Here is a 17,905-nt window from a genome sequence, read left to right as displayed (position 1 = left end):
CAGGTAATTGAGTCCATCACCACCCGGGTAGAAGCTTTGTAGCGCACCCCAAACCATTGCGAAACCCAATCAAGGTGATCCCATGAAAAACATGATCCGACAGTTCAGTGTGAAACAGATCGTCCTGACCGACGTCTTCCTCTCCACACCCATGGCGTTGGTACTCATTCTGGCCGCCGAACCGATTGCCCAATGGGCCGGCGGACCTGGCGCCACTTTTTATCTGGTGGCCGGCATTCTGACCTTGCTGTGGTGCATGGACATGGCGGCAATGGCCATCAATGAGCGATGGTTGGCCAGGCACTACCACCTGATGATTGTGGTGGATGTGAGTTGGGGCCTGCTGTCCCTGGCGCTAATGGTGTGGTTTGCCCCGAGCCTGCAGCCTCTGGGCTGGGTACTCTTCGCGCTGAATGTGCTGGTACCGCTGGACATGGCGTGGATGAAGCGGGTTGCCGGCGAGGATGCCCCCCAACCTGCGCTCCGGTAATGATACGGTTCAAACCTGCCTCGGTGTGGCCGTGCGCTCTGCCAGCCACACCAGCGTTTGACGCCAGTAAGAGAGCGAAGCCGTTTGTGGCGCTGGGTTATCAGGGAGCCTCGTTGGCCTTCCGGTAACGTCCCTGATAATCGAAGATCCGTTCCTGCACCTGCCAATAGTGCTTGTGCCGGCGAGCAATCACGAAATCCGGCGCCGGCAACACCGTCTGCCGCTCCACCACTTCATCCACGCGGGTAAACGTTTTCGGCGCCTGGCCGTTGGCGAAACGGCGACCGAACAATCGGTTGAAAACAGCCCGCTGCGCAGGCTTGCCGAAATCAAACGACTCGCCGAGCTCCTCCCCATCCTCACCGTGATAAGTCAGCTTCAGCCGGCTGCCGGCAACACTCACCGTTACCCCGGCACACCGGATCACCATGGCGTCTTTCAGCTTCAGGGCATCCCTGAGTTGATCATCCGGGTCGATGATGGCCTTGTGACACTGGTGGCAGTTACGGGCCGCGATGTCGTTTTCAGCACCGCAGTGTGGGCATTCCTTGAAGCGGAATCGATAATCGCACTGTTGCGGACGCTCCGTCTGTACCCCGGTTTTGTCTTCTTCCACAGGCTCCAGCAGCCCCTGGCAACGGCGGCCATAGTGCTCGACAACATGACCGTCACCGTCGGTTTTACCCCAGAATATGTTGGCGAAGCCACACCCCGGACAAAACACCTGTACCGGCTCACTGTCGGGGTCCGGTTTCGGCTCCCCCACCTCAGGATGATGCAGGTTCACATGGTTGCCCGCGTAATCGATGACCAGACAATCCTGCTTGCCATCGTCCAGCCGAAGCCCTCGACCCACGATCTGCTGATACAGGCTGACGGACTGGGTGGGCCGGAGAATGGCAATCAGGTCGACATGGGGCGCATCAAAGCCCGTGGTCAGCACAGACACATTCACCAGGAACTTCAGCTGCCGCTGCTTGAAACGCTGAATCAGCAGGTCCCGATTCTGCAGCTCGGTCATGCCGGTCACCAGAGCGGTCTGCTGTTGCGGCAGATAGCCGGTGATCTCCCGCGCATGGTCTACCGTGGCTGCAAAGATCATCACCCCTTTACGGTCGGCGGCAAGTTCCGTCACCTGCTCAATGATGGCACGGGTTACCCGCTGGTGTTTCCCGAGCAGCTCGTTAACGTCCTTCTCGGCGTACTCACCAAAGCGATCCCGAGTCAGCGCGGAGAAGTCGTATTGCGCCACCGCCGCGTTTACCAGCTCTGGTCTGGTGAGATAGCCACGATTGATCATGTAGCTCAGCGGCAGCTCGTAAATGCAGTGCGCGAAGGGTTTGTCCTGCTCGTCGCCGGCGCCGCGAACAAAGCCCCGGTAGTGATAGCGATAGATCCAGCCCATGGCCAGACGGTAAGGGGTAGCGGTAAGGCCGAGCACTTTGAGGGAGTCGTTCTGTTGCCGCAGCAGGTCGATGATCCGTTGATACTGACTGCTCTCGTCTCCGCTGACCCGATGGCACTCATCAATGATCACCAGCGAGTACTCATCCCGGAACTGATCCAGGTTCGCCGACACCGACTGCACACTGGCAAAGGTCACCTGGTGGTGGTTCTCCTTACGCTTCAGCCCGGCGGAGAAAACCCCACCCTCCAAGCCATAGCTCTCATACTTGGCGTGGTTCTGCTCCACCAGCTCCTTCACGTGGGTCAGCACCAGGATCTTGCGCCGGGCAAGCCGGGCCAACTCGGCGATGACCAGACTCTTGCCAGCACCAGTCGGCAACACGATCACCGCGGACGCGTCGGACTGGCGGAAGTGCCTCAGCGTGGCATCAACCGCTTCCTGCTGGTAGGGGCGCAGTGTGAAAGGAGCAGTCATGTTGTGGGCTTGATCGTCAGAAGGGTAACAGGTCGGCCATACTATCAAACGCCCTGGCCGATCACAGAGCTTGGGGCCGAATTCCGATGATCCCCCTTGCCGGCCCCATCCAGGAACCCGATCACCGCATCGTTAAACGCCTGGGGCTGGTCCATCAGGGGCAAGTGACCGGCCTCCGGAAGCCGGCATAGCCGGGCGTTGGGCAGCGTGCGCACCGCGGCCTCGCCATGCTCGATGGCAAACAGCCGGTCATTCTCGCCCCACAGAATCAGCGTCTGGTGATGGATCTGGCGCAGGGCGTCTTCCGGTATGGCGGCTACCGCCGCTCCCCGGCCCTGACTGAAGACCTTCTTGCCGCCGGCCCGCTGAAGCACCTGAACGGAATAGCGGCCATGGTCCGGGTTCCGGTTGCTGGGGTTAACCAACAGATAGCGGGAGAAAAACCGGTTAGCCAGAGACGACGGCAGGGCATTCAGCCAGATCATTCCAGCGAGGGGCAAGATCTCTGGTCGGGCGCCGAGTGCGGCCGAATCCACCAGCACCAGCCGGTCGACCATCTCCGGATGGTCGAGGGTGAACTGCAGGGCAATTGCCCCGCCCTGGGAGAGGCCGATAATGTGGGCCCGGGGAATCGCCAAGGCAGAGAGGAAGTCTTTCAGCCACGCCGAAAAGAAGGGCCGGTCGTAGGCGGCATCGGGCTTGTCAGACTCACCATAGCCGACAATGTCAGGCGCAATCACCCGATAGTTCTGCGCAAGCGCCCCGACGGTTGGGTACCAGGTCACCGCGCCGGCACCTGCCCCATGGAGACAGATCACCGGCGGCCCGTCACCAGCCTCCAGATAGGCCGTATTCACTGCCCCCGCCATCACCTGCGCCTGGCTCACCGGGACGCCCATGCGGTCGATCAATCGCTGTCGATAATTCATTGGCTTCCTTCCAGTTCGTTTCTAGAGCCTTGTCTCGGATAGCGCCTGCAGGGCTGCTTGCTGCTCGTCGGTGAGCAGGTCCATGAAGGCTTCGACCCGCTCATTCACCGAGGTCTCCGCGTCCTTGAACAGGGCTTCGCCCGCTTCGGTCAGGCGAACCAGACTCACCCTGGCGTCACGGGCGCTTTCTTCTTTCTCCACCAGCCCGATTTTCTGCATGGGATTGAGCAACCGGGTAACCCCCGACGCGCTGAGCCCCACCACCTCGGCCACATCAACGCGGCGCATGTTTTTGGTGGGTGACTGGTGCAGGTGATACATGATGGTGAATTCCTTGAAACTGATACCGTGGGCCGCCAACCACTGGTCCTGCTTCTTCTGGAGCCTGGTCTGGAACGTCGCCAGCTTGAGGAGGTTGCTGGCGTGCTGGGAAAGGGACATAGCGTTAACCTTGCGAGATAATTGACTACTCAAGGATATAGCAACTATTAACTCTGTCAACTGAAGCACTCGATCGCAACCAGTAACCCGCTCACATCAAGCACGGGGCTTTTCGGGCTTTAACAAAACGCCACACCCTCAGCCAGATGCCCGCCATCGTCCATTACGCCGCACAGGAACTGGACCTGACACCCCAAGACCCCTACACCGCCGCGCTCAGCCTGAAGGTACTGATGGACTGCAACGACCTGCTGATGGAGCTCTGCCGATACAACGGCTCCAGTTTGTGGACGCATGAGGAATGGCGAGAATTCCGCACCCGGCGCCTGCCCCAGTGGCTGAGATTGTTTGAGGAAGCGCTGATCCGAGGTCATCCAGTGTCCCGTGCAGTAGGCATCGAGTATTATCTAAGAACCTGAAAGTACCGGAATCAGCAGAGAGGGCGGACCAGGAGAATGGCTGACTCAAAGCGATTCTTTTCTCTCGCAAAAGGAATCCCAAAGACACCCCATGGAACAGTCCGATCAACTTTCATTCAGACCATTCAACAGCTCCGACGACAGCCCTGGTCCTCACCTTCAACTGCTAAGGGACAATCAGCCATTCGGCGAACCGCTAAAAGGCGCTCTGATTGAGGCCCAGTATCAGGTTGACGAACAACGCCACCTGCTGTTTGTCACGGATGACGTGCCGTACGAGGAAACCTTACGCCTTTATCTGATCAACCGTGATGCCGAGATTCTGGACTCGCTGGAGTTCGGGGGCTATCTGGCTACCGGGGCGCTGGAAGACCTCCACATCGTCGACAAGCAAACCATTGAGTTCAGCTTCATCCATCTCAAACGCTGCAGGTTAACCGTTAAAGATGAGAGCGGCTGGGAAAAGCCATTGGCCGTAACGCCCGGAGTCCGTCGACCTGGTGGGATAAGGAAGCGATACCTGGCGCTCAATTTCGTCTGAGTGAGAAACCGAGTGTGCCTGCTGTCATTACACATATCTGTTCAGGGCCCAACGCTGTTATTTATGCTTCTGATCAGCACACCTCTGTGCGACAGCTTACCGATGTATCGTGGTTACACCGTTGTGCGGAATCAAAAAGATGAAAACTAGTAAGCCCCAATCCGGCAAAATAATTGTGCTCTTCGTTTCGATGGTTTTGATGGGAGGCTGTCAGGCGTACACTGCGGAAGAAGTCAAACCCGTTGGCCGCTTCGGTTTTGTTGAGAAAGCCCTGATCGATGCTGTCGATCAAACACCCTTTGCCGCCGTCGTCCGCCACGTGTCGGCCGAACGTCAAGCCTCAGAGGCAAGTGAGGGTGAGCTTGTGTTTCTGCACCACGTTGAAGTCCGTGACGTATTTCGGGGGCCGAAAATCGATCGTCTGACATACGCACTGTTTGCGGAACCCGGTGAGTCGGATGCGGCTCCAGCAGAGTGGGTGATTATTACCCTTTGTCAGGGAAACGAGGGATACCAATGGCCAGGCACCGGAGCCATTTTTCCTGCCACCGAAGAGTTGGTGGCTGTTGCCCGGGAAGCGTCGCGGGATGTCGATCCGGAGCAGCAAGTGTTTGAACAGTGTGAGTGGTGATGGGAGCCGAATGGCTCCCATCTTTAATGGCAACTACATTTTTTAATAGACACTACTGCCCGTCGACCAGAATTGTCAGATCCACTACTCGGCTAAAATCCTTCTAATAGTCCGGCAAATAACAGAATCTACTAGCCGCTTCGCTCTAGAGATCAAATAAAAATACTCCAAATAAAACAACGACTAAAAGACTGTATACTGAAACCATAAAAATTATACCAAGTAAGCGGTCACGAGGGTTTGCGAAACGCCTAATAAGTGTTGCATCCACCATAACTTCATTTTTGCCCGGCAAGCGCCGCTCGCTAAAGACAACAGCCCTGGCAAACCCGAATATACGATAGCCTAAAGCATCCCAACGGGCAGAAAGCTCGAGATTCTCCTTTCGGATATCTTTTTCTATACGCCCCATAGTTAAACGCCCAAATAAAATCCACGAAAGCCCACTCACTATAAAAAGCACACTTACCAGTACTGCATACCAAAAAGGCATCTTACATTACCCGTCCGTACAACTTGTCTACAGCAGCCTGGCCAACAGAGTCAGACCCACTACCAACTAGCAGCCCCACATAGACTCCAGTAAAAACAACTACTCCTAAAATGGCCCACCCAACCGGTCCAGCAGATATAAGGCCGGCAGTTGCCGCCACACCAGCTCGGATGGCTAGCTGTCCGCCATAGCGTCGGCCAGCAGTAACTAACAGTTGCCCTCCAAGGCGACTCCCATGGCTAACTATGGCTTCGCCAGCGGCACCACCAGCAACCATGCCCATGCCCATACCAACCGTCTGCTTAACACTTTCTTTTACCCAGTCTTCTCCATTCGTCTGAACTGTTCTTACTTCACTGTAACGCAGGAACGCGTCTAAGAGAGTAGCGCCATACCCAACACTCCTGAAAAAGCCAGCAAACCATCGCAGATTTCCTCCCTGAATCGAATCAGCCACAAATAATCGATGATCTGCTTTTCCCGATTCACTACGTCTAGCCAAAAGTACGCCGCGGTCGGCGTTTGATAGAGCCGTACCTTTGTTTTTACCACGGCTCCCCGTTGCGACGTAAACACTCAACTCCGAGGCAAATTCGCTTTCAAGGGCTCTATAAGCATCGCGCACCCGGTTCTCGGCTACAAATGAAGTTACTGAAACACCCTTGACAGTTATTTGCTTGCGTTGCTGTAGTGCCAGTAATGCTTCCTGGTATTCCAGCAACGCTTCCTGAAACCCGTTCAACCTAGCTTTGGCAGCACCTGATGAAGCTCCCATCAAACCAGCAATCTGTTTCAAGGTATCTTTATTGAGATTCTCTTTACAAAATGCGGCAACTCCATGGACATCATCACCAAAATTGGCTGCACACCATGCTAGTACTTTCCGATCTTGAAAACCCATTGAGTTTAACTGCCCGACTAACACGGCAGCTAAAGGGTCCTCATAATCAGTAGAATAGGCTTGGCAGGGCGAGATAAGAGAGTTAGCTTGCAATCCATTGAGACGACGAAAATTCTCAATTAAATTAACATCGTTTCCAACAACATCACTAACTTCACACTGACGGGACGAAAAGCATATCTCGGGCATGTTATCAATCCTTGATAATATTGACAGTAAGTTCCAATTTACTGCTGCTGACCTTATCGAATCGATCAATTAGTGTCCAGGACAATTCTTTCGCCATGTGCTCTCCCCGAACTTATTGGTCGCTACGAGCACCGAAACGACTGTAAGGTCGGAGCGGGCTTTTCACTCCACGACCGCCCAGGGCCTCAATCAGCGCCCCCTTTTGGCCTCCATGGTCACTCGACCCACTAACTTCGGTCCAACACCGGCACGCCCAGAAGCCGGCCGATCACCTCGGCATCGTGACGGATGGAGGCCTGTTTGCCGTGGTCCATGACATTGATACGGCGGCCGTCGGTTAACACCAGGTTCACTTCGTAGCTCCAGTAGGAGCTGCGGCGGCCGTTGTCGCTGGTACTGGTAACCCCTTCCCGCAGAAGTTGAATCGCCTTGATGTCCTGCAACCTGACCCAGTCTGTTTGGGTCGTCAGGGCCCGAGGATCACTCAGTTTGGCGGAACCGCGCCAATAGCCGCCAAGGGACAGGTCAAACACCCGGCGTTTACTGGCCGATTTCAGCATTAGCGCGCCAGCCAACACAAAAACCAGCCCAATCAGCCCGGGAATAACGGCATTCATCAGATCACCGTCGCGAATACCCGCGACAACAAACACACTGCCTACACCGCCCCCCAGAACCATGAACAGAGCACAGAACAGCATCATCTGGATACTGGGGCGGACCTCCAGTCGACTGGGGCTGACCTGGACCAGGTGATGGGTCTTGAAGTTGGAACCGCCTTTTTTGAGGGGCGTCCAGTCGATGTCGTCACCTTCACTGCGCTGATTGGGCTCGGCGGCCTGTTGCTGTTGTCCAAGTCGGTAGCCCGCGCCGACAATCTTCTTGGCCCGCACCACGCTTGCTACCACCTTCAACGCGATACCAAGACCAATCAGTAGCTTGGCATGCTCCACAAGCGGCCCGGCCAGCCCTGTGGGCAACAGCGGTTGAACGAATGAGGGGGCGAACAGTGCAACCGCTCCAACGATGAGCACAACAGTCCCCAGCACATTGAGTACCGAGTTGGCTCTGGTTCGGCGACCACCCTCGGATTGGGATAACGACATAAAGCTTCCTACAGCAAAATGGAACGGCCCACCATTGTAGGCGAAAGCGCCATTTCGTAGCCAAACGAAGACAATGGCAATCCGGCGGAAAAACACTGGCATCTCCGACCAGCTCGGCTCGGCCCCAGAACGGCATCTGTGTTAGAAAGCTTATGAATGGCAATGGACAATAATCGGTGATCAGCCCCCCCTGCCAGCGCGGTACTACTCCGAACGATCCTCCTCGCCTAACCCAGGCCTGATACGCCAGGCGCAAGGGGAGGTTTCATTTAAGCAACAAAGCGATAACAAAAAGCGAACAACTCGCTCAAAAAGCAACCAGCAAAACCCGCAACTCAAATATCATTCTCGACCAGCTTTATGTACCATCCATCCGCTCACAAACATTGATTGAACGTTCAATTAAAAGGTTTGATATGCGAACGATTTTGATTCTGGCGGTCTTTGCGACGGTTATGGTTGGACAGGCAGCCCATGCCGCCGAGCAGTGTCACCAGGTACGCTTCGGGATTGTGGACTGGACGGACGTCCGGGCCACCACGGCCGTGGCATCCGAACTCTTGCAGGCGCTTGGCTACGAGGTGGCCATTTCCGATCAATCGGTCGTCGAAACCTACGACGCCATGGCGAAAGGCGACATCGACGTCTTTCTGGGCAACTGGATGCCAAGTATGGCGCCCGTGGCAGATCCGCTGATTAATGACCAGAAGATCGAGCGGCTACGTGCCAACCTCAAAGGCGCAAAGTACACCCTGGCAGTCCCACAGTATGTCTACGAGGCCGGAGTCAGGCGCTTTTCTGATATCGCCCGGTTCCCAGACAAGTTTGAGCAGAGGCTCTACGGTCTGGAGAACGGCAATGATGGTAATCAACTCATTCTCGATATGATCAATGCCAATGCCTTCGGCTTAGGACGTTTTGATCTGATTGAGACTTCGGAGCGCATTATGTTGGCTCAGGTAAACGGCAAGATTCGTGATCAGAAGTGGATCGTCTTCCTGGCCTGGGCACCGCATCCAATGAATGAGCAGTTTGATATTGCGTATCTGGAGGGTGGTGACGATTACTTTGGCCCCGACAAGGGCGGATCAACGGTTTACACCAACACGCGCGCCGGCTTTGCGGACGACTGTGAAAACGTGGCGACATTCCTGAATAACCTGGAATTCTCACTGGCAATGGAAGGCCAGGTGATGGACATGATCCTGAACCAGTTCGTTCCTCAGGACCGAGCCGCTCGTCACTGGATGAATCAAAACCCGGAGGCCGTGGAAGCGTGGCTGCAGGACGTTACGCATCGTGATGGCAGTGAGGTCGATGCCAGAGCCATAGCGGACTCCATGAAGCTGACCCTGCCCAACTAAGCGATTCGGCATGGCTGTAAAGCCCCGGTTGGGGCTTTCAGTTCAGTGACATCAGCTTGTCGGCGACCTCCACTAGCGTCTCCCCCATCACGTCGGCGGGCAGAAAGACATCACCAGGCTCGTACTCAAGGCGAGCGCACCAGCCTGCCACCGCCCCGGCCCGCTTCGCACCGTGGCAATCCCAGGCATGCACGGCAACCAGGGCCAGACGCTCAATCGGCGTCTCGGTAACTTGTGCGGCACACCGATAGATATCCGGATGGGGCTTCCAAACCCCGGCGTCCTGAGCGGTCACTATATGATCGACAAACCCGATAAGCCCCGCTCCCTCTAGAAAACGGCGGGTTCTTTCAGGGCTGTTCACCGTCAGACAACCGACAGCCACGCCGGCATCCGCAATCTTCTTCAGGGCAGGCACGGCATCGTCAAAGGTGGGCAGTGTGGAAAAACCGTCAACCACATACTCAATCTCCCGCTCACTGAGCGTGAGCCTGGTCTCCGTCCGGAGCGCTTCCCGTGCAACCGCGTCAAAAGGTGCCGAGTCTCCGGCAAGGGTAGGAGCCATGGCATCGCGCTGAAAGCGCAGGAACCAGGGCTCCAGAATGATCCCCGGCTGACCGACCTCTTCCAGGCGATCAGCCAATGGGGCCAGGTTGATCAGGGTTTCAAGAACATCAAAGAACACTACGTTCGGTCGGACAGCCATCACAAGAGCCTCCCTATACCGGTGTAGGATCACTCAGTGTAGTTCAGCTGAGGACTGTATGCTGCCTGCACGCTCAAATGTCAGTAGCCGATCTAGCCTGCCACTCCAAACATTAATAGCCAGGCCTCTTTCTTGAATTGGGATCGGACTTGGCAAAACGGGGTTGAGAAAGACACCTAACCCCCGGTTTTCTAGCATTACTCGGCGACGGGCGTCGAGGGTGCCGGTCTGCTGGCCCCCAAAGGATGGCAGCTCTTCAGCACCACACGCCCTTGCAGCAAATCGCCCCGGGAATACTCGCGGAAAATGCACTCATTGGTTTTCGGGTTGTAGTCTTCAATCCACAGGTTGTCGCCTTTCCAGGTGGCGCCGATGTGTTGCAGACCCTGAGGAATGCTAATACTCATCACGCCGCCGTAGCGCTTCACGAAAATCTGCTGCAACCAGAAGTAATAAGCCGTAGAGCCAACCACCGCGATCACGACCGCCAGAATCACAGCCGGCTGCCACTTTCCCAGCCGTACGCCGATTCCGAAAAGGGCGCCACACACGAGAGCCAGAACAATGAACCAGTAAAGGTAGGTGACCATAGCAAGATCCTTGTAGATTCAATCGATAGAGCAGCTTAGTGCCCGCCTTATCAGAGCAGCATAGCCGTCCCCTTCAGCCCGAGCACAATCTGCACCGGCTTTCAGAAAACACTTTACCCCAACTGCACTTGAGGCCTTACCCTGGCCGCGATACCCGTTACCCCAGACCTATTGGACGACAAAGCGAACTACCTAAATAGAACGGTTCTGATTACCGGTGCTCTCTAGCGAGTTTAGCCAGACGGGACACTAACCTACTCAACCGCCAGCCACTGCCGATAAAAATCCACAAAGCTCCGGACCTTGGCAGGTATGAATGCACCAGGCGGGAATACCGCGTAGATTCCGCCCGAGGGCAGTTGCCAGTCCGGGAACAGCGACACCAGCTCCGGGTATTGCTGGCTGACATTACCAGCCAGTACCGAGAGGCCCGCTCCTTTCATCATCAGACTGCGTATCGCGCTGGTACTGTCGACCTTGAGATGGCTGTTCATCTGCACCTGAATACGCTCTCCGTCCTTCTCGAAGGTCCAGGTCAATGCGCTGGGCAGGGGTGTGAACTCGATCCATCGATGTTGGCTGAGCTCACTTGGGTGGGCAGGCGTCCCCATAGCTTCGAGGTAAGCGGGGGATGTCACCACCCTCTGCTGAAACTCCCCCAGTTTCTGGGCGCGAAGGCTGGAATCTCTCAGCCAGCCCATTCGGATGGCCAGATCAATCCCCTCGCTGACCAGATCCGACACCTTATCGCCGCTTCGCAGCTCGATGCGCAGGTTCGGGTGACGCTCTCCAAACTCCGCCGCTGCGGGCGCGAGGCTTTGCGCCACGTGGTCCGCCGGCGCGGTAATCCGCAGGTTGCCACTAAGGGTACGGGCGCTGGTGCCAGCGTCGCTCAGGGCTTCGCCCAACTGGAGCAACAAGGGCTGGCACGCCTGGTAAAGCTGCTGACCCGCCTCCGTGAGGGTGACCTGACGGGTGGTACGGGTGAACAGGGCCAGCCCCAGATGATCTTCCATCGCCCGGATATTGAGGCTGACCTTGGTCTTGGTGCACCCCAGACGCTCGGCCGCACGGGTGAAGGAACCGGCTTCAACGGTGGCGATGAACAGCGGCAGTGTGTTGAGGTCGACGTCGTTAATCATGGAAACATTGTTATGGATTCAATAACAATGAATTATCAATTGGCCTGTTCTTCAAATCAATCATCCCGAACACAATAGACCTCATCGATGACCATTCAATGAGGACGACAACATGAACATTGCAATTATCGGTGCCAGCGGATTTATCGGTTCCGCCCTGCGAGACGAAGCCCTGAGCCGGGGCCATACGGTAACCGCCCTGGTCAGCCGTCCGGAGCGCCTGGAAGCCAGAGACGGATTAACCGTAAAGAAAGCCGATGTGCAGCAGACCGAACGCCTCGCGAACCAGCTCCAGGGCTTTGATGCCGTGCTCAGCGCCTTCTCTGGCCACGCCCAGGAAGACGTGGCCGGCTATTTCGCCAAGGGCTTCGACAGCATTCTGTCCGCCGCCAAGCTTGCAGGCGTCAAGCGTCTGATGGTCGTGGGTGGTGCCGGTTCCCTGGAGGTGGCGCCCGGCAAACAACTGATCGACACCCCCGACTTTCCAGCCCAGTACAAAGCAACCGCCGAAGGCGCACGCTATGCCCTGAACGCACTACAAGGGCAGGACGACGTTGCCTGGACCATGCTGTCACCGGCGGCCATGATCGCGCCAGGTGAACGCACCAGCCAGTACCAGTTGGGAAGTGACCAGTTACTGACGGATGCGAACGGCGAGAGCCGGATCTCGGTGGAAGACTACGCCAAAGCCATGATCGATGAGTTGGAAGAACCGGCTCATCAGAATGCCCGCTTCACCCTTGCCTACGCTTGAGGCGATACCACAAAAGCACTGCGGGGGATTCACTGAAAAGCCCCCGCTCGCTTTTCGTTTGACCACGTTAATCAGTGAGGACGCCGGCCCGGCCCAGGCATCTGGTCGGGCGGGATCTGGAGCCGATATTCGGTCATGTGGACGTGAGCGAACTGACGGCCTCGTCAATTGCAGCCCGCAATGACGTTGCTTAGCAAGAAGGTAAGAGCACCACGATATGTCTGTCTCTCACGTCTGGGCCATCCAGGGCCACTCAGTAGTTCCACACGAAGATCAATGCGGCCCGCAAAAATCCGCCAAACCGGCACAACCTTGTTGGGGCCTTTGAATCGGGATAGCATGACTGTATCGGCACTCGCGGAGGCCCTATGACTACCGAAACACTAGAAAACCTGCGTTCTCAGATTTCTACTCTTTCCGAATCGGAACGCGCGGCGTTAGCCCGCGAGCTTATCATGAGCCTGGACGGCCCTCGCGACGGCTCTGTCGAGCAGGCCTGGAGCGACGAAATTGTTCGACGTGTCTTAAAGGTCAAAAACGGTGAAGCCACACTGCTAAGCCGTGATGAATTCCGATCAAAGATGCGAGCAAGGTTAAGCGAGTAAAAGTGCGAACAGTAAGGATACTGGAAGAGGCCGCGCAGGAAGCGATCGCAGCCGCAGAATGGTATGAGCATCGACAGCCGGGTCTCGGCGCGGAGTTTTTCGCTGCCGTGGATGCCGCCATTGATATTATTGAAGAAAACTTGAGCCCCCTATCTCCCCTTCCTGAACAAGCTGACGATACTGGTGCAAAACGACTGATTATTGACCGGTTTCCGTACGATATCGTTGCAATTGAGATGCTCGAGGAAACCATCATAGTCGCCGTTGCTCATCAGTCCAGAAAGCCTGGCTATTGGCGAGAACGCAGCATGCTTTAGGTTTCTGGGCTTATACCCGGCTTGGAGACTCATCAGCTAATAATCACGCTCTCCGAAACACGCAACGACAACTCAGACTCACAGCCCTAGAGTGGACGGTGGGAAATGAATCTGGAAACTCACCCTCTTCCGGCTCACCGGGCATTTCGATTCTTTATTGACCAGCCGAGATAAAGAGGCATTGGCATCCTGTAAGCCACAAATAGGACATCGATGAACCAGCTTATCGTATTGCTTGTACTGCTTGGCACCGCTCTTGTGGGCCACGCCGGCGAGGAACAGCCCTGCCCACCTGGCGCACTCAATTCTCTCAAGACGGAATTAAACGTTGAATACCTGGTCGCATCAGCCTGCAAGGTGCTGCCCGATGACCAGGATACGCTCCTTGCTTCTGCTGTGATCAAGGCTGACGGCGACTATGAAGACAGTTACCAATGGCGGGTGATGCTGTTGGAGGCGCACTGAGGTGGACCCAATCAGAGATAGAAAAGCGAGCAGTAACTTCATATTCATCAATTTGAATACCCTCATTCAGGTGGTCTGGCTGACCCAGCATGACGAGAATGAAGCCATCGCCTCGGTCCCATCAGGCACTTGTCAGCTCTATGATCCGCTCGAGAGTATCAGACGTAAACTTGATGCAACCCGTTAATATTGTTTTATATTTCATATAGTTAATTAACTCGAGGAGGGACCCAGGAAGGACGCAGATCGGCAAAAACCTAAACAGACCTATTTCCACCGACAAACACATCGGCCCCATTTGTCCTATTCAAAGAACCCCAGCTGACGGGCAAGTGCCTCGACCCTGCGCCAATAAACAATGCCCTCAACGTCGTCGTAATAACTCCTGTTCTCTTGCATTTTTATGGTAAGCACCTTCCATTGATCGTGGGAAAGACGGTTCAGAGGGTGATTGCTATTGACCTCAAGAATAGCCGAAGCTTCATTAAGTGCCGCGAGTTGCTCCGTTAGCTGATCCGTCTCCTCTCTCAGGGTCCCCATTTGACGTTCGAGGTCCAAGAGATGCTCGGCTTTTCCTTTAAACGGCGACGCCTCACCAATTCCGCCCGCCTCCGCGACCGCCAGCCACCGAGCGGCTTCCTCTGAGTTTTGCTCCACAATTTTGCCGTCGAGGTAATGCCTGCCCAAACGGAAAGCCGCCTGGCTGTGGCCAGCCTCCGCCGCAACCGTCAGCAGGCGGATGGATTCGTCGTGGTTCTGGGGAATACCAGCACCCGACTCCAGTCTCAGGGCCAGCATGTACGTGGCTTGCCTATGCCCTTCATCACTGGCTTTCTTTAACCAGCTTACCGAGCCTGCCTTATCTCCAAGATTGTCCTGTATGGCCGCCATCAAATACATCGCGGGTGGGTGATCCACCGAAATGGCAGGTTCCAGCAAGCGGGACGACAACTCGTAGTCACCGCTCCTCATCGCCATGACTGCCATATCGATCAGAACATCCCTGGCCCAGCTCGATATGAGGAAGTTTCTGTACCGGTCTGGCGTCCACTCCGTCGTCTGGCCTTTGAGGCTGGCAATATCACCCACATGCTCCGACCTGAAGAAAACCGAGGCAATGACATCAAATTCCTCGGTAGGCAGGGCCGATTCGCGGTCTTCGTTGAACGCCGTCAACACCGTCATAAATGGGTCGTAATAGCTGGATCGACCATCGTCCTTTTCCGTATAGAAAACAAAATGATCAATACTCACACCGAGATTGCGCACAATCGACCTGGTGACACTGAGATTCTGCTCTGCCAGCTTTTTATAGGTGAAGTGCCCGCCGTTGGTCCGGGAGGGACTGCCATTTACATGGGTGACAACAACAACTTTATCTCCGTGGGACAATTCACTTCCGGCCGTAAACGGCGTCTTGGAACCGCCATAGCGGATTTCATTATCGTAGTGAAGGGCAAACTGAAACTGGCCACGCCGGCTTTCCGACTCATCAATATCCTGATTTTGTGCGAATACCGGACTAAAGCCCTGCAATACCAGCAGCAGGAACGTCATTGCCTTAACCATCAAAGCTCCCTCTTTCTGAATCCATAACGGGTTAAGGCACCGTTCAAGCCACCGGGGCCGGTTAACTATCCTACTGCATCCAAATGCCTCCCGAGTTAGATTAGACCCAATTCGCGGTATTGGCGGAGAAACGAGGCAAAAATTTGGGGAGCCCGGGCCGTCGGCAAAAACTGAAGTCCGGACTCTGTGCCAAGGCACAGAAGCGCATTCCAGTAGCTCGCTGGGCGCTAATTCAGGGTACGCAGGGGGCACGTGGCGGGAATGAGGAAGGAGCAGGACCGAAACAGGCCAGGCGGAAACCTTGCCCTGTTTCGGTCCGTTTTCTAGGAATGTTGTTCTGACGGTATGGCCAAGCGATCCTCGCCCGCTTCGTACTTTTCTTCGGAGCGGGCGATCACCGAGGTACAGACCAGATCCCCGGTCACGTTCATGGCCGTTGCCCCCATGCCCACCAGGGCATCGATAGACACCAGCAGAGCAACCGTTTCGATCGGTAGCCCAACCTGGGCAAACACCGTGGCAATCATCACAATACCGGCTCCGGGAACGCCGGCAGTCCCGATGGAAGCGAGCGTCCCGATCAGAACAATCTCCAGCATGGTGACAACATCCAGCGGCACGCCGACCACGTTGGCGGCAAAGGCCGCTGAAATGGCGATACGAATGCCGGCTCCGTCCATGTTGATGGTTGCACCCAGTGGCAAACTAAAACCATAGATACGCTGGGGAATGCCCAGCCGGCGAGCCGCATTTAGGGTCAGCGGCAACGTACCTGAACTGCTCTGGGTGGCAAATGCTGTGACCACCGGCACCCGGGCCTCCCGCACAAAGCTCACCAGATTCACACCATTCAGACGCATCAGCACCGCATAAACCGCGAGTTGCACCGCCAGCGCGATGTACAACACCATCACCATGTCGCCCAGTGCCAACAGCGTGGCGGTACCCTGTTTACCAGCGGTGTGGGCCACAATGGCAAACACACCTATCGGCACATATTGCAACACGCCGGCCATCACTTTCATGGTGACCTCGTTCAGGGCAGAGACCACACCATAAAGCCGCTCGGCCATTTCGCCATGAGCCTCGGATTCCCGCAACTTCATCAGTGCGATGCCAAACACCACCGCCGTAAAAATAACCCCCAACAGGTTGGGCTCAGCAAACGCCCCAACAATGTTGGTAGGCACGATGTTCAGTAGCACCTGAATGAAGCCCGGATTCTCCGGCACCTTCACCGTTTCCGACGAGGTCAGCTCCAGGCCACTACCGGGAGAGAAGGCGGTAGCCACCAGCAGACCCACCGAGATGGCCAGGGCCGAGGTGAGCACGTAAAAGCCCAACAGTTTCCAACCCACGCGCCCCATGCTGCCCAGGTTGGCCTGATTGATCCCCACCATCAGGGTAAACAGCACAATCGGCACGATCAGAAATTTCAACAACCGCAGCAGCAACTCACTCAGAGGGGCCAGCCACCCGACCACGGCGGGCCCACCCACCAGCCCAACAACCAGACCCAGTACAAGCGCAATGCCAATGCGCAACACCAGAGAAGTATTCAGATAGGCATTTAGTAAAGCTCTCATCGAGGCCCCCACTCCATTTCGGCTCGTTCATGAACAGGCGTTCAAAAACGTCAAAGACGAGGATTCTGGTGACCACCAGCACCGAGGTAAACCGGTATTGCCACGTACGTTACTCAGAGAAACTGCAGGAAATGTTGCTGGAAGCCCAGAGACAAACGACCAGATCTCTTGTGGCACAATGGATAGAGAGATTCAGCAAAGAAACCGGCTATGCGTGCCGGCTATATGTATATGAATGATTGATCTCTGAAGTCATACAAACGCCAGTTGAGGGAGAAAGGAATTTTAGCCATTAAAAACCGTGACAGGCCTATTTCTACTTTGTCGCGCTTTCCGTAATCCTCAACAAACACCGGCTGACGATTACGACCACGTTGAACAATGTGGATGTGGGAGACCGGGCACGATAACCCGAGCCTGACGGGGCATTGGGTTCTCCTTGCCATTGCAGAGCGAAAGCCCAGAATCCATTCCCAGCCAGATAGGCGCTATTCTGGCTGCTCACTTGAATCCTGCCGGGATGAGGGTCCAAATTGGTCAAAAACTGGTCTGAAAAATAGATCTGCTTGGTTCGGTTCAGTTGGAACCTGGGCATCAGCGGGCAGGACCAGCGTAAATAAACTTTGTCTGATGCCGCTGCCTCGTATACAACTGTTGTAAACCCACCTCGATAACGAGGAACCAATAACAATTCCAAGCCAAAACAATACAGAGGACATGCCATGCCGTTTTCACCCGACCAGATTGCCGAACTGAACCTGCTTGCGCTGTTTGATTCCGCATCC

21 protein-coding genes are annotated in these 17,905 nt (G+C 55.6%); 9 read left to right on the top strand and 12 right to left on the bottom strand.

Annotated elements, in window-relative coordinates:
• Positions 1-82: 82 nt before the first annotated feature.
• Positions 83-490 (top strand): hypothetical protein, encoded by a 408-nt coding sequence (locus MLD24_RS16205; RefSeq protein WP_248168003.1) that lies wholly within the window; start codon positions 83-85, stop codon positions 488-490.
• A gap of 100 nt (positions 491-590) precedes the next feature.
• Here MLD24_RS16205 and radD read toward each other — a convergent pair whose 3' ends face one another.
• The 3 genes from radD to MLD24_RS16190 are packed head-to-tail and all read right to left on the bottom strand — an operon-like array spanning position 591 to position 3,742.
• Positions 591-2,372 (bottom strand): DNA repair helicase RadD, encoded by a 1,782-nt coding sequence (gene radD, locus MLD24_RS16200; RefSeq protein ID WP_248168001.1) that lies wholly within the window; start codon positions 2,370-2,372, stop codon positions 591-593.
• 44 nt (positions 2,373-2,416) lie between these two features.
• Positions 2,417-3,301, bottom strand: coding sequence for an alpha/beta fold hydrolase (locus MLD24_RS16195; protein WP_227174599.1), 885 nt, complete (start codon positions 3,299-3,301; stop codon positions 2,417-2,419).
• A gap of 21 nt (positions 3,302-3,322) precedes the next feature.
• Complete coding sequence (locus MLD24_RS16190) at positions 3,323-3,742, bottom strand: MarR family winged helix-turn-helix transcriptional regulator (RefSeq protein ID WP_248167998.1); 420 nt, start codon at positions 3,740-3,742, stop codon at positions 3,323-3,325.
• A 146-nt stretch (positions 3,743-3,888) separates the two neighbouring features.
• On the opposite strand from MLD24_RS16190, the gene MLD24_RS16185 reads away from it, so the two are divergent.
• The 3 genes from MLD24_RS16185 to MLD24_RS16175 all read left to right on the top strand — a co-directional run bounded on the left by MLD24_RS16185 (position 3,889) and on the right by MLD24_RS16175 (position 5,333).
• Positions 3,889-4,161, top strand: coding sequence for a hypothetical protein (locus MLD24_RS16185; protein ID WP_248167996.1), 273 nt, complete (start codon positions 3,889-3,891; stop codon positions 4,159-4,161).
• Between the two features lie 91 nt (positions 4,162-4,252).
• Positions 4,253-4,702 carry a hypothetical protein gene (locus MLD24_RS16180; protein WP_248167995.1) on the top strand — a complete coding sequence of 150 codons (450 nt, stop codon included), beginning with the start codon at positions 4,253-4,255 and terminating at the stop codon, positions 4,700-4,702.
• Positions 4,703-4,841: 139 nt separating this feature from the next.
• The gene (locus tag MLD24_RS16175) at positions 4,842-5,333 is read left to right on the top strand and encodes a hypothetical protein (RefSeq protein ID WP_248167993.1); all 492 of its coding nucleotides are present in this window, start codon (positions 4,842-4,844) and stop codon (positions 5,331-5,333) included.
• A 145-nt stretch (positions 5,334-5,478) separates the two neighbouring features.
• On the opposite strand, the gene MLD24_RS16170 is transcribed toward MLD24_RS16175, so the two are convergent.
• The 3 genes from MLD24_RS16170 to MLD24_RS16160 all read right to left on the bottom strand — a co-directional run bounded on the left by MLD24_RS16170 (position 5,479) and on the right by MLD24_RS16160 (position 8,022).
• Complete coding sequence (locus tag MLD24_RS16170; protein WP_227174590.1) at positions 5,479-5,826, bottom strand: hypothetical protein; 348 nt, start codon at positions 5,824-5,826, stop codon at positions 5,479-5,481.
• Position 5,827: 1 nt separating this feature from the next.
• Positions 5,828-6,916, bottom strand: coding sequence for a hypothetical protein (locus MLD24_RS16165; RefSeq protein WP_248167992.1), 1,089 nt, complete (start codon positions 6,914-6,916; stop codon positions 5,828-5,830).
• A gap of 227 nt (positions 6,917-7,143) precedes the next feature.
• Entirely contained in the window at positions 7,144-8,022 is an 879-nt protein-coding gene (locus MLD24_RS16160) for a hypothetical protein (RefSeq protein ID WP_248167990.1), read from the bottom strand.
• A 416-nt stretch (positions 8,023-8,438) separates the two neighbouring features.
• Here MLD24_RS16160 and choX point away from each other — a divergent pair, with 416 nt between their 5' ends.
• A complete protein-coding gene (gene choX, locus MLD24_RS16155) occupies positions 8,439-9,386 on the top strand; it encodes a choline ABC transporter substrate-binding protein (protein WP_248167988.1) in 948 nt (315 codons plus the stop codon).
• 37 nt (positions 9,387-9,423) lie between these two features.
• Here choX and MLD24_RS16150 read toward each other — a convergent pair whose 3' ends face one another.
• The 3 genes from MLD24_RS16150 to MLD24_RS16140 form a co-directional block, all read right to left on the bottom strand.
• Entirely contained in the window at positions 9,424-10,092 is a 669-nt protein-coding gene (locus MLD24_RS16150) for an HAD family hydrolase (protein ID WP_248167986.1), read from the bottom strand.
• A 197-nt stretch (positions 10,093-10,289) separates the two neighbouring features.
• The gene (locus tag MLD24_RS16145) at positions 10,290-10,682 is read right to left on the bottom strand and encodes a hypothetical protein (RefSeq protein ID WP_248167984.1); all 393 of its coding nucleotides are present in this window, start codon (positions 10,680-10,682) and stop codon (positions 10,290-10,292) included.
• Positions 10,683-10,936: 254 nt separating this feature from the next.
• On the bottom strand, positions 10,937-11,824 hold the full coding sequence (locus MLD24_RS16140; RefSeq protein WP_248167983.1) for a LysR family transcriptional regulator: 888 nt from the start codon (positions 11,822-11,824) through the stop codon (positions 10,937-10,939).
• A 112-nt stretch (positions 11,825-11,936) separates the two neighbouring features.
• Here MLD24_RS16140 and MLD24_RS16135 point away from each other — a divergent pair, with 112 nt between their 5' ends.
• The 4 genes from MLD24_RS16135 (at position 11,937) to MLD24_RS16120 (ending at position 13,965) form a co-directional block, all read left to right on the top strand.
• Positions 11,937-12,578, top strand: a complete 642-nt coding sequence (locus MLD24_RS16135) for an NAD(P)-dependent oxidoreductase (protein ID WP_248167981.1) — start codon at positions 11,937-11,939, stop codon at positions 12,576-12,578.
• 368 nt (positions 12,579-12,946) lie between these two features.
• On the top strand, positions 12,947-13,183 hold the full coding sequence (locus MLD24_RS16130) for an addiction module protein (RefSeq protein ID WP_227174566.1): 237 nt from the start codon (positions 12,947-12,949) through the stop codon (positions 13,181-13,183).
• 2 nt (positions 13,184-13,185) lie between these two features.
• Positions 13,186-13,500 carry a type II toxin-antitoxin system RelE/ParE family toxin gene (locus tag MLD24_RS16125; protein ID WP_227174564.1) on the top strand — a complete coding sequence of 105 codons (315 nt, stop codon included), beginning with the start codon at positions 13,186-13,188 and terminating at the stop codon, positions 13,498-13,500.
• A 213-nt stretch (positions 13,501-13,713) separates the two neighbouring features.
• Complete coding sequence (locus MLD24_RS16120) at positions 13,714-13,965, top strand: hypothetical protein (protein ID WP_248167979.1); 252 nt, start codon at positions 13,714-13,716, stop codon at positions 13,963-13,965.
• A gap of 303 nt (positions 13,966-14,268) precedes the next feature.
• Here MLD24_RS16120 and MLD24_RS16115 read toward each other — a convergent pair whose 3' ends face one another.
• From MLD24_RS16115 to MLD24_RS16105, 3 genes are all read right to left on the bottom strand, one after another.
• The gene (locus tag MLD24_RS16115) at positions 14,269-15,522 is read right to left on the bottom strand and encodes a tetratricopeptide repeat protein (RefSeq protein ID WP_248167978.1); all 1,254 of its coding nucleotides are present in this window, start codon (positions 15,520-15,522) and stop codon (positions 14,269-14,271) included.
• 335 nt (positions 15,523-15,857) lie between these two features.
• Positions 15,858-17,120: a dicarboxylate/amino acid:cation symporter gene (locus MLD24_RS16110; RefSeq protein ID WP_248167977.1), complete on the bottom strand. Its 1,263-nt coding sequence runs from the start codon at positions 17,118-17,120 to the stop codon at positions 15,858-15,860.
• Between the two features lie 316 nt (positions 17,121-17,436).
• The coding region (locus MLD24_RS16105; RefSeq protein ID WP_248167975.1) for a hypothetical protein at positions 17,437-17,905 on the bottom strand (469 nt) is incomplete at its 5' end.

It is taken from the genome of Marinobacter xestospongiae (assembly GCF_023156385.1).
Lineage (GTDB): Bacteria > Pseudomonadota > Gammaproteobacteria > Pseudomonadales > Oleiphilaceae > Marinobacter > Marinobacter xestospongiae.
Note: the sequence above shows the minus strand (reverse complement) of the source record. Positions and strands in the feature narration are given on the sequence as shown.

Coding starts and splice junctions, on each gene's coding strand:
- MLD24_RS16205 (WP_248168003.1), top strand. CDS start 83: ATGAAAAACATGATCCGACAGTTCAGTGTGAAACAGATCGTCCTGACC.
- radD (WP_248168001.1), bottom strand. CDS start 2,372: ATGACTGCTCCTTTCACACTGCGCCCCTACCAGCAGGAAGCGGTTGAT.
- MLD24_RS16195 (WP_227174599.1), bottom strand. CDS start 3,301: ATGAATTATCGACAGCGATTGATCGACCGCATGGGCGTCCCGGTGAGC.
- MLD24_RS16190 (WP_248167998.1), bottom strand. CDS start 3,742: ATGTCCCTTTCCCAGCACGCCAGCAACCTCCTCAAGCTGGCGACGTTC.
- MLD24_RS16185 (WP_248167996.1), top strand. CDS start 3,889: ATGCCCGCCATCGTCCATTACGCCGCACAGGAACTGGACCTGACACCC.
- MLD24_RS16180 (WP_248167995.1), top strand. CDS start 4,253: ATGGAACAGTCCGATCAACTTTCATTCAGACCATTCAACAGCTCCGAC.
- MLD24_RS16175 (WP_248167993.1), top strand. CDS start 4,842: ATGAAAACTAGTAAGCCCCAATCCGGCAAAATAATTGTGCTCTTCGTT.
- MLD24_RS16170 (WP_227174590.1), bottom strand. CDS start 5,826: ATGCCTTTTTGGTATGCAGTACTGGTAAGTGTGCTTTTTATAGTGAGT.
- MLD24_RS16165 (WP_248167992.1), bottom strand. CDS start 6,916: ATGCCCGAGATATGCTTTTCGTCCCGTCAGTGTGAAGTTAGTGATGTT.
- MLD24_RS16160 (WP_248167990.1), bottom strand. CDS start 8,022: ATGTCGTTATCCCAATCCGAGGGTGGTCGCCGAACCAGAGCCAACTCG.
- choX (WP_248167988.1), top strand. CDS start 8,439: ATGCGAACGATTTTGATTCTGGCGGTCTTTGCGACGGTTATGGTTGGA.
- MLD24_RS16150 (WP_248167986.1), bottom strand. CDS start 10,092: ATGGCTGTCCGACCGAACGTAGTGTTCTTTGATGTTCTTGAAACCCTG.
- MLD24_RS16145 (WP_248167984.1), bottom strand. CDS start 10,682: ATGGTCACCTACCTTTACTGGTTCATTGTTCTGGCTCTCGTGTGTGGC.
- MLD24_RS16140 (WP_248167983.1), bottom strand. CDS start 11,824: ATGATTAACGACGTCGACCTCAACACACTGCCGCTGTTCATCGCCACC.
- MLD24_RS16135 (WP_248167981.1), top strand. CDS start 11,937: ATGAACATTGCAATTATCGGTGCCAGCGGATTTATCGGTTCCGCCCTG.
- MLD24_RS16130 (WP_227174566.1), top strand. CDS start 12,947: ATGACTACCGAAACACTAGAAAACCTGCGTTCTCAGATTTCTACTCTT.
- MLD24_RS16120 (WP_248167979.1), top strand. CDS start 13,714: ATGAACCAGCTTATCGTATTGCTTGTACTGCTTGGCACCGCTCTTGTG.
- MLD24_RS16115 (WP_248167978.1), bottom strand. CDS start 15,522: ATGACGTTCCTGCTGCTGGTATTGCAGGGCTTTAGTCCGGTATTCGCA.
- MLD24_RS16110 (WP_248167977.1), bottom strand. CDS start 17,120: ATGAGAGCTTTACTAAATGCCTATCTGAATACTTCTCTGGTGTTGCGC.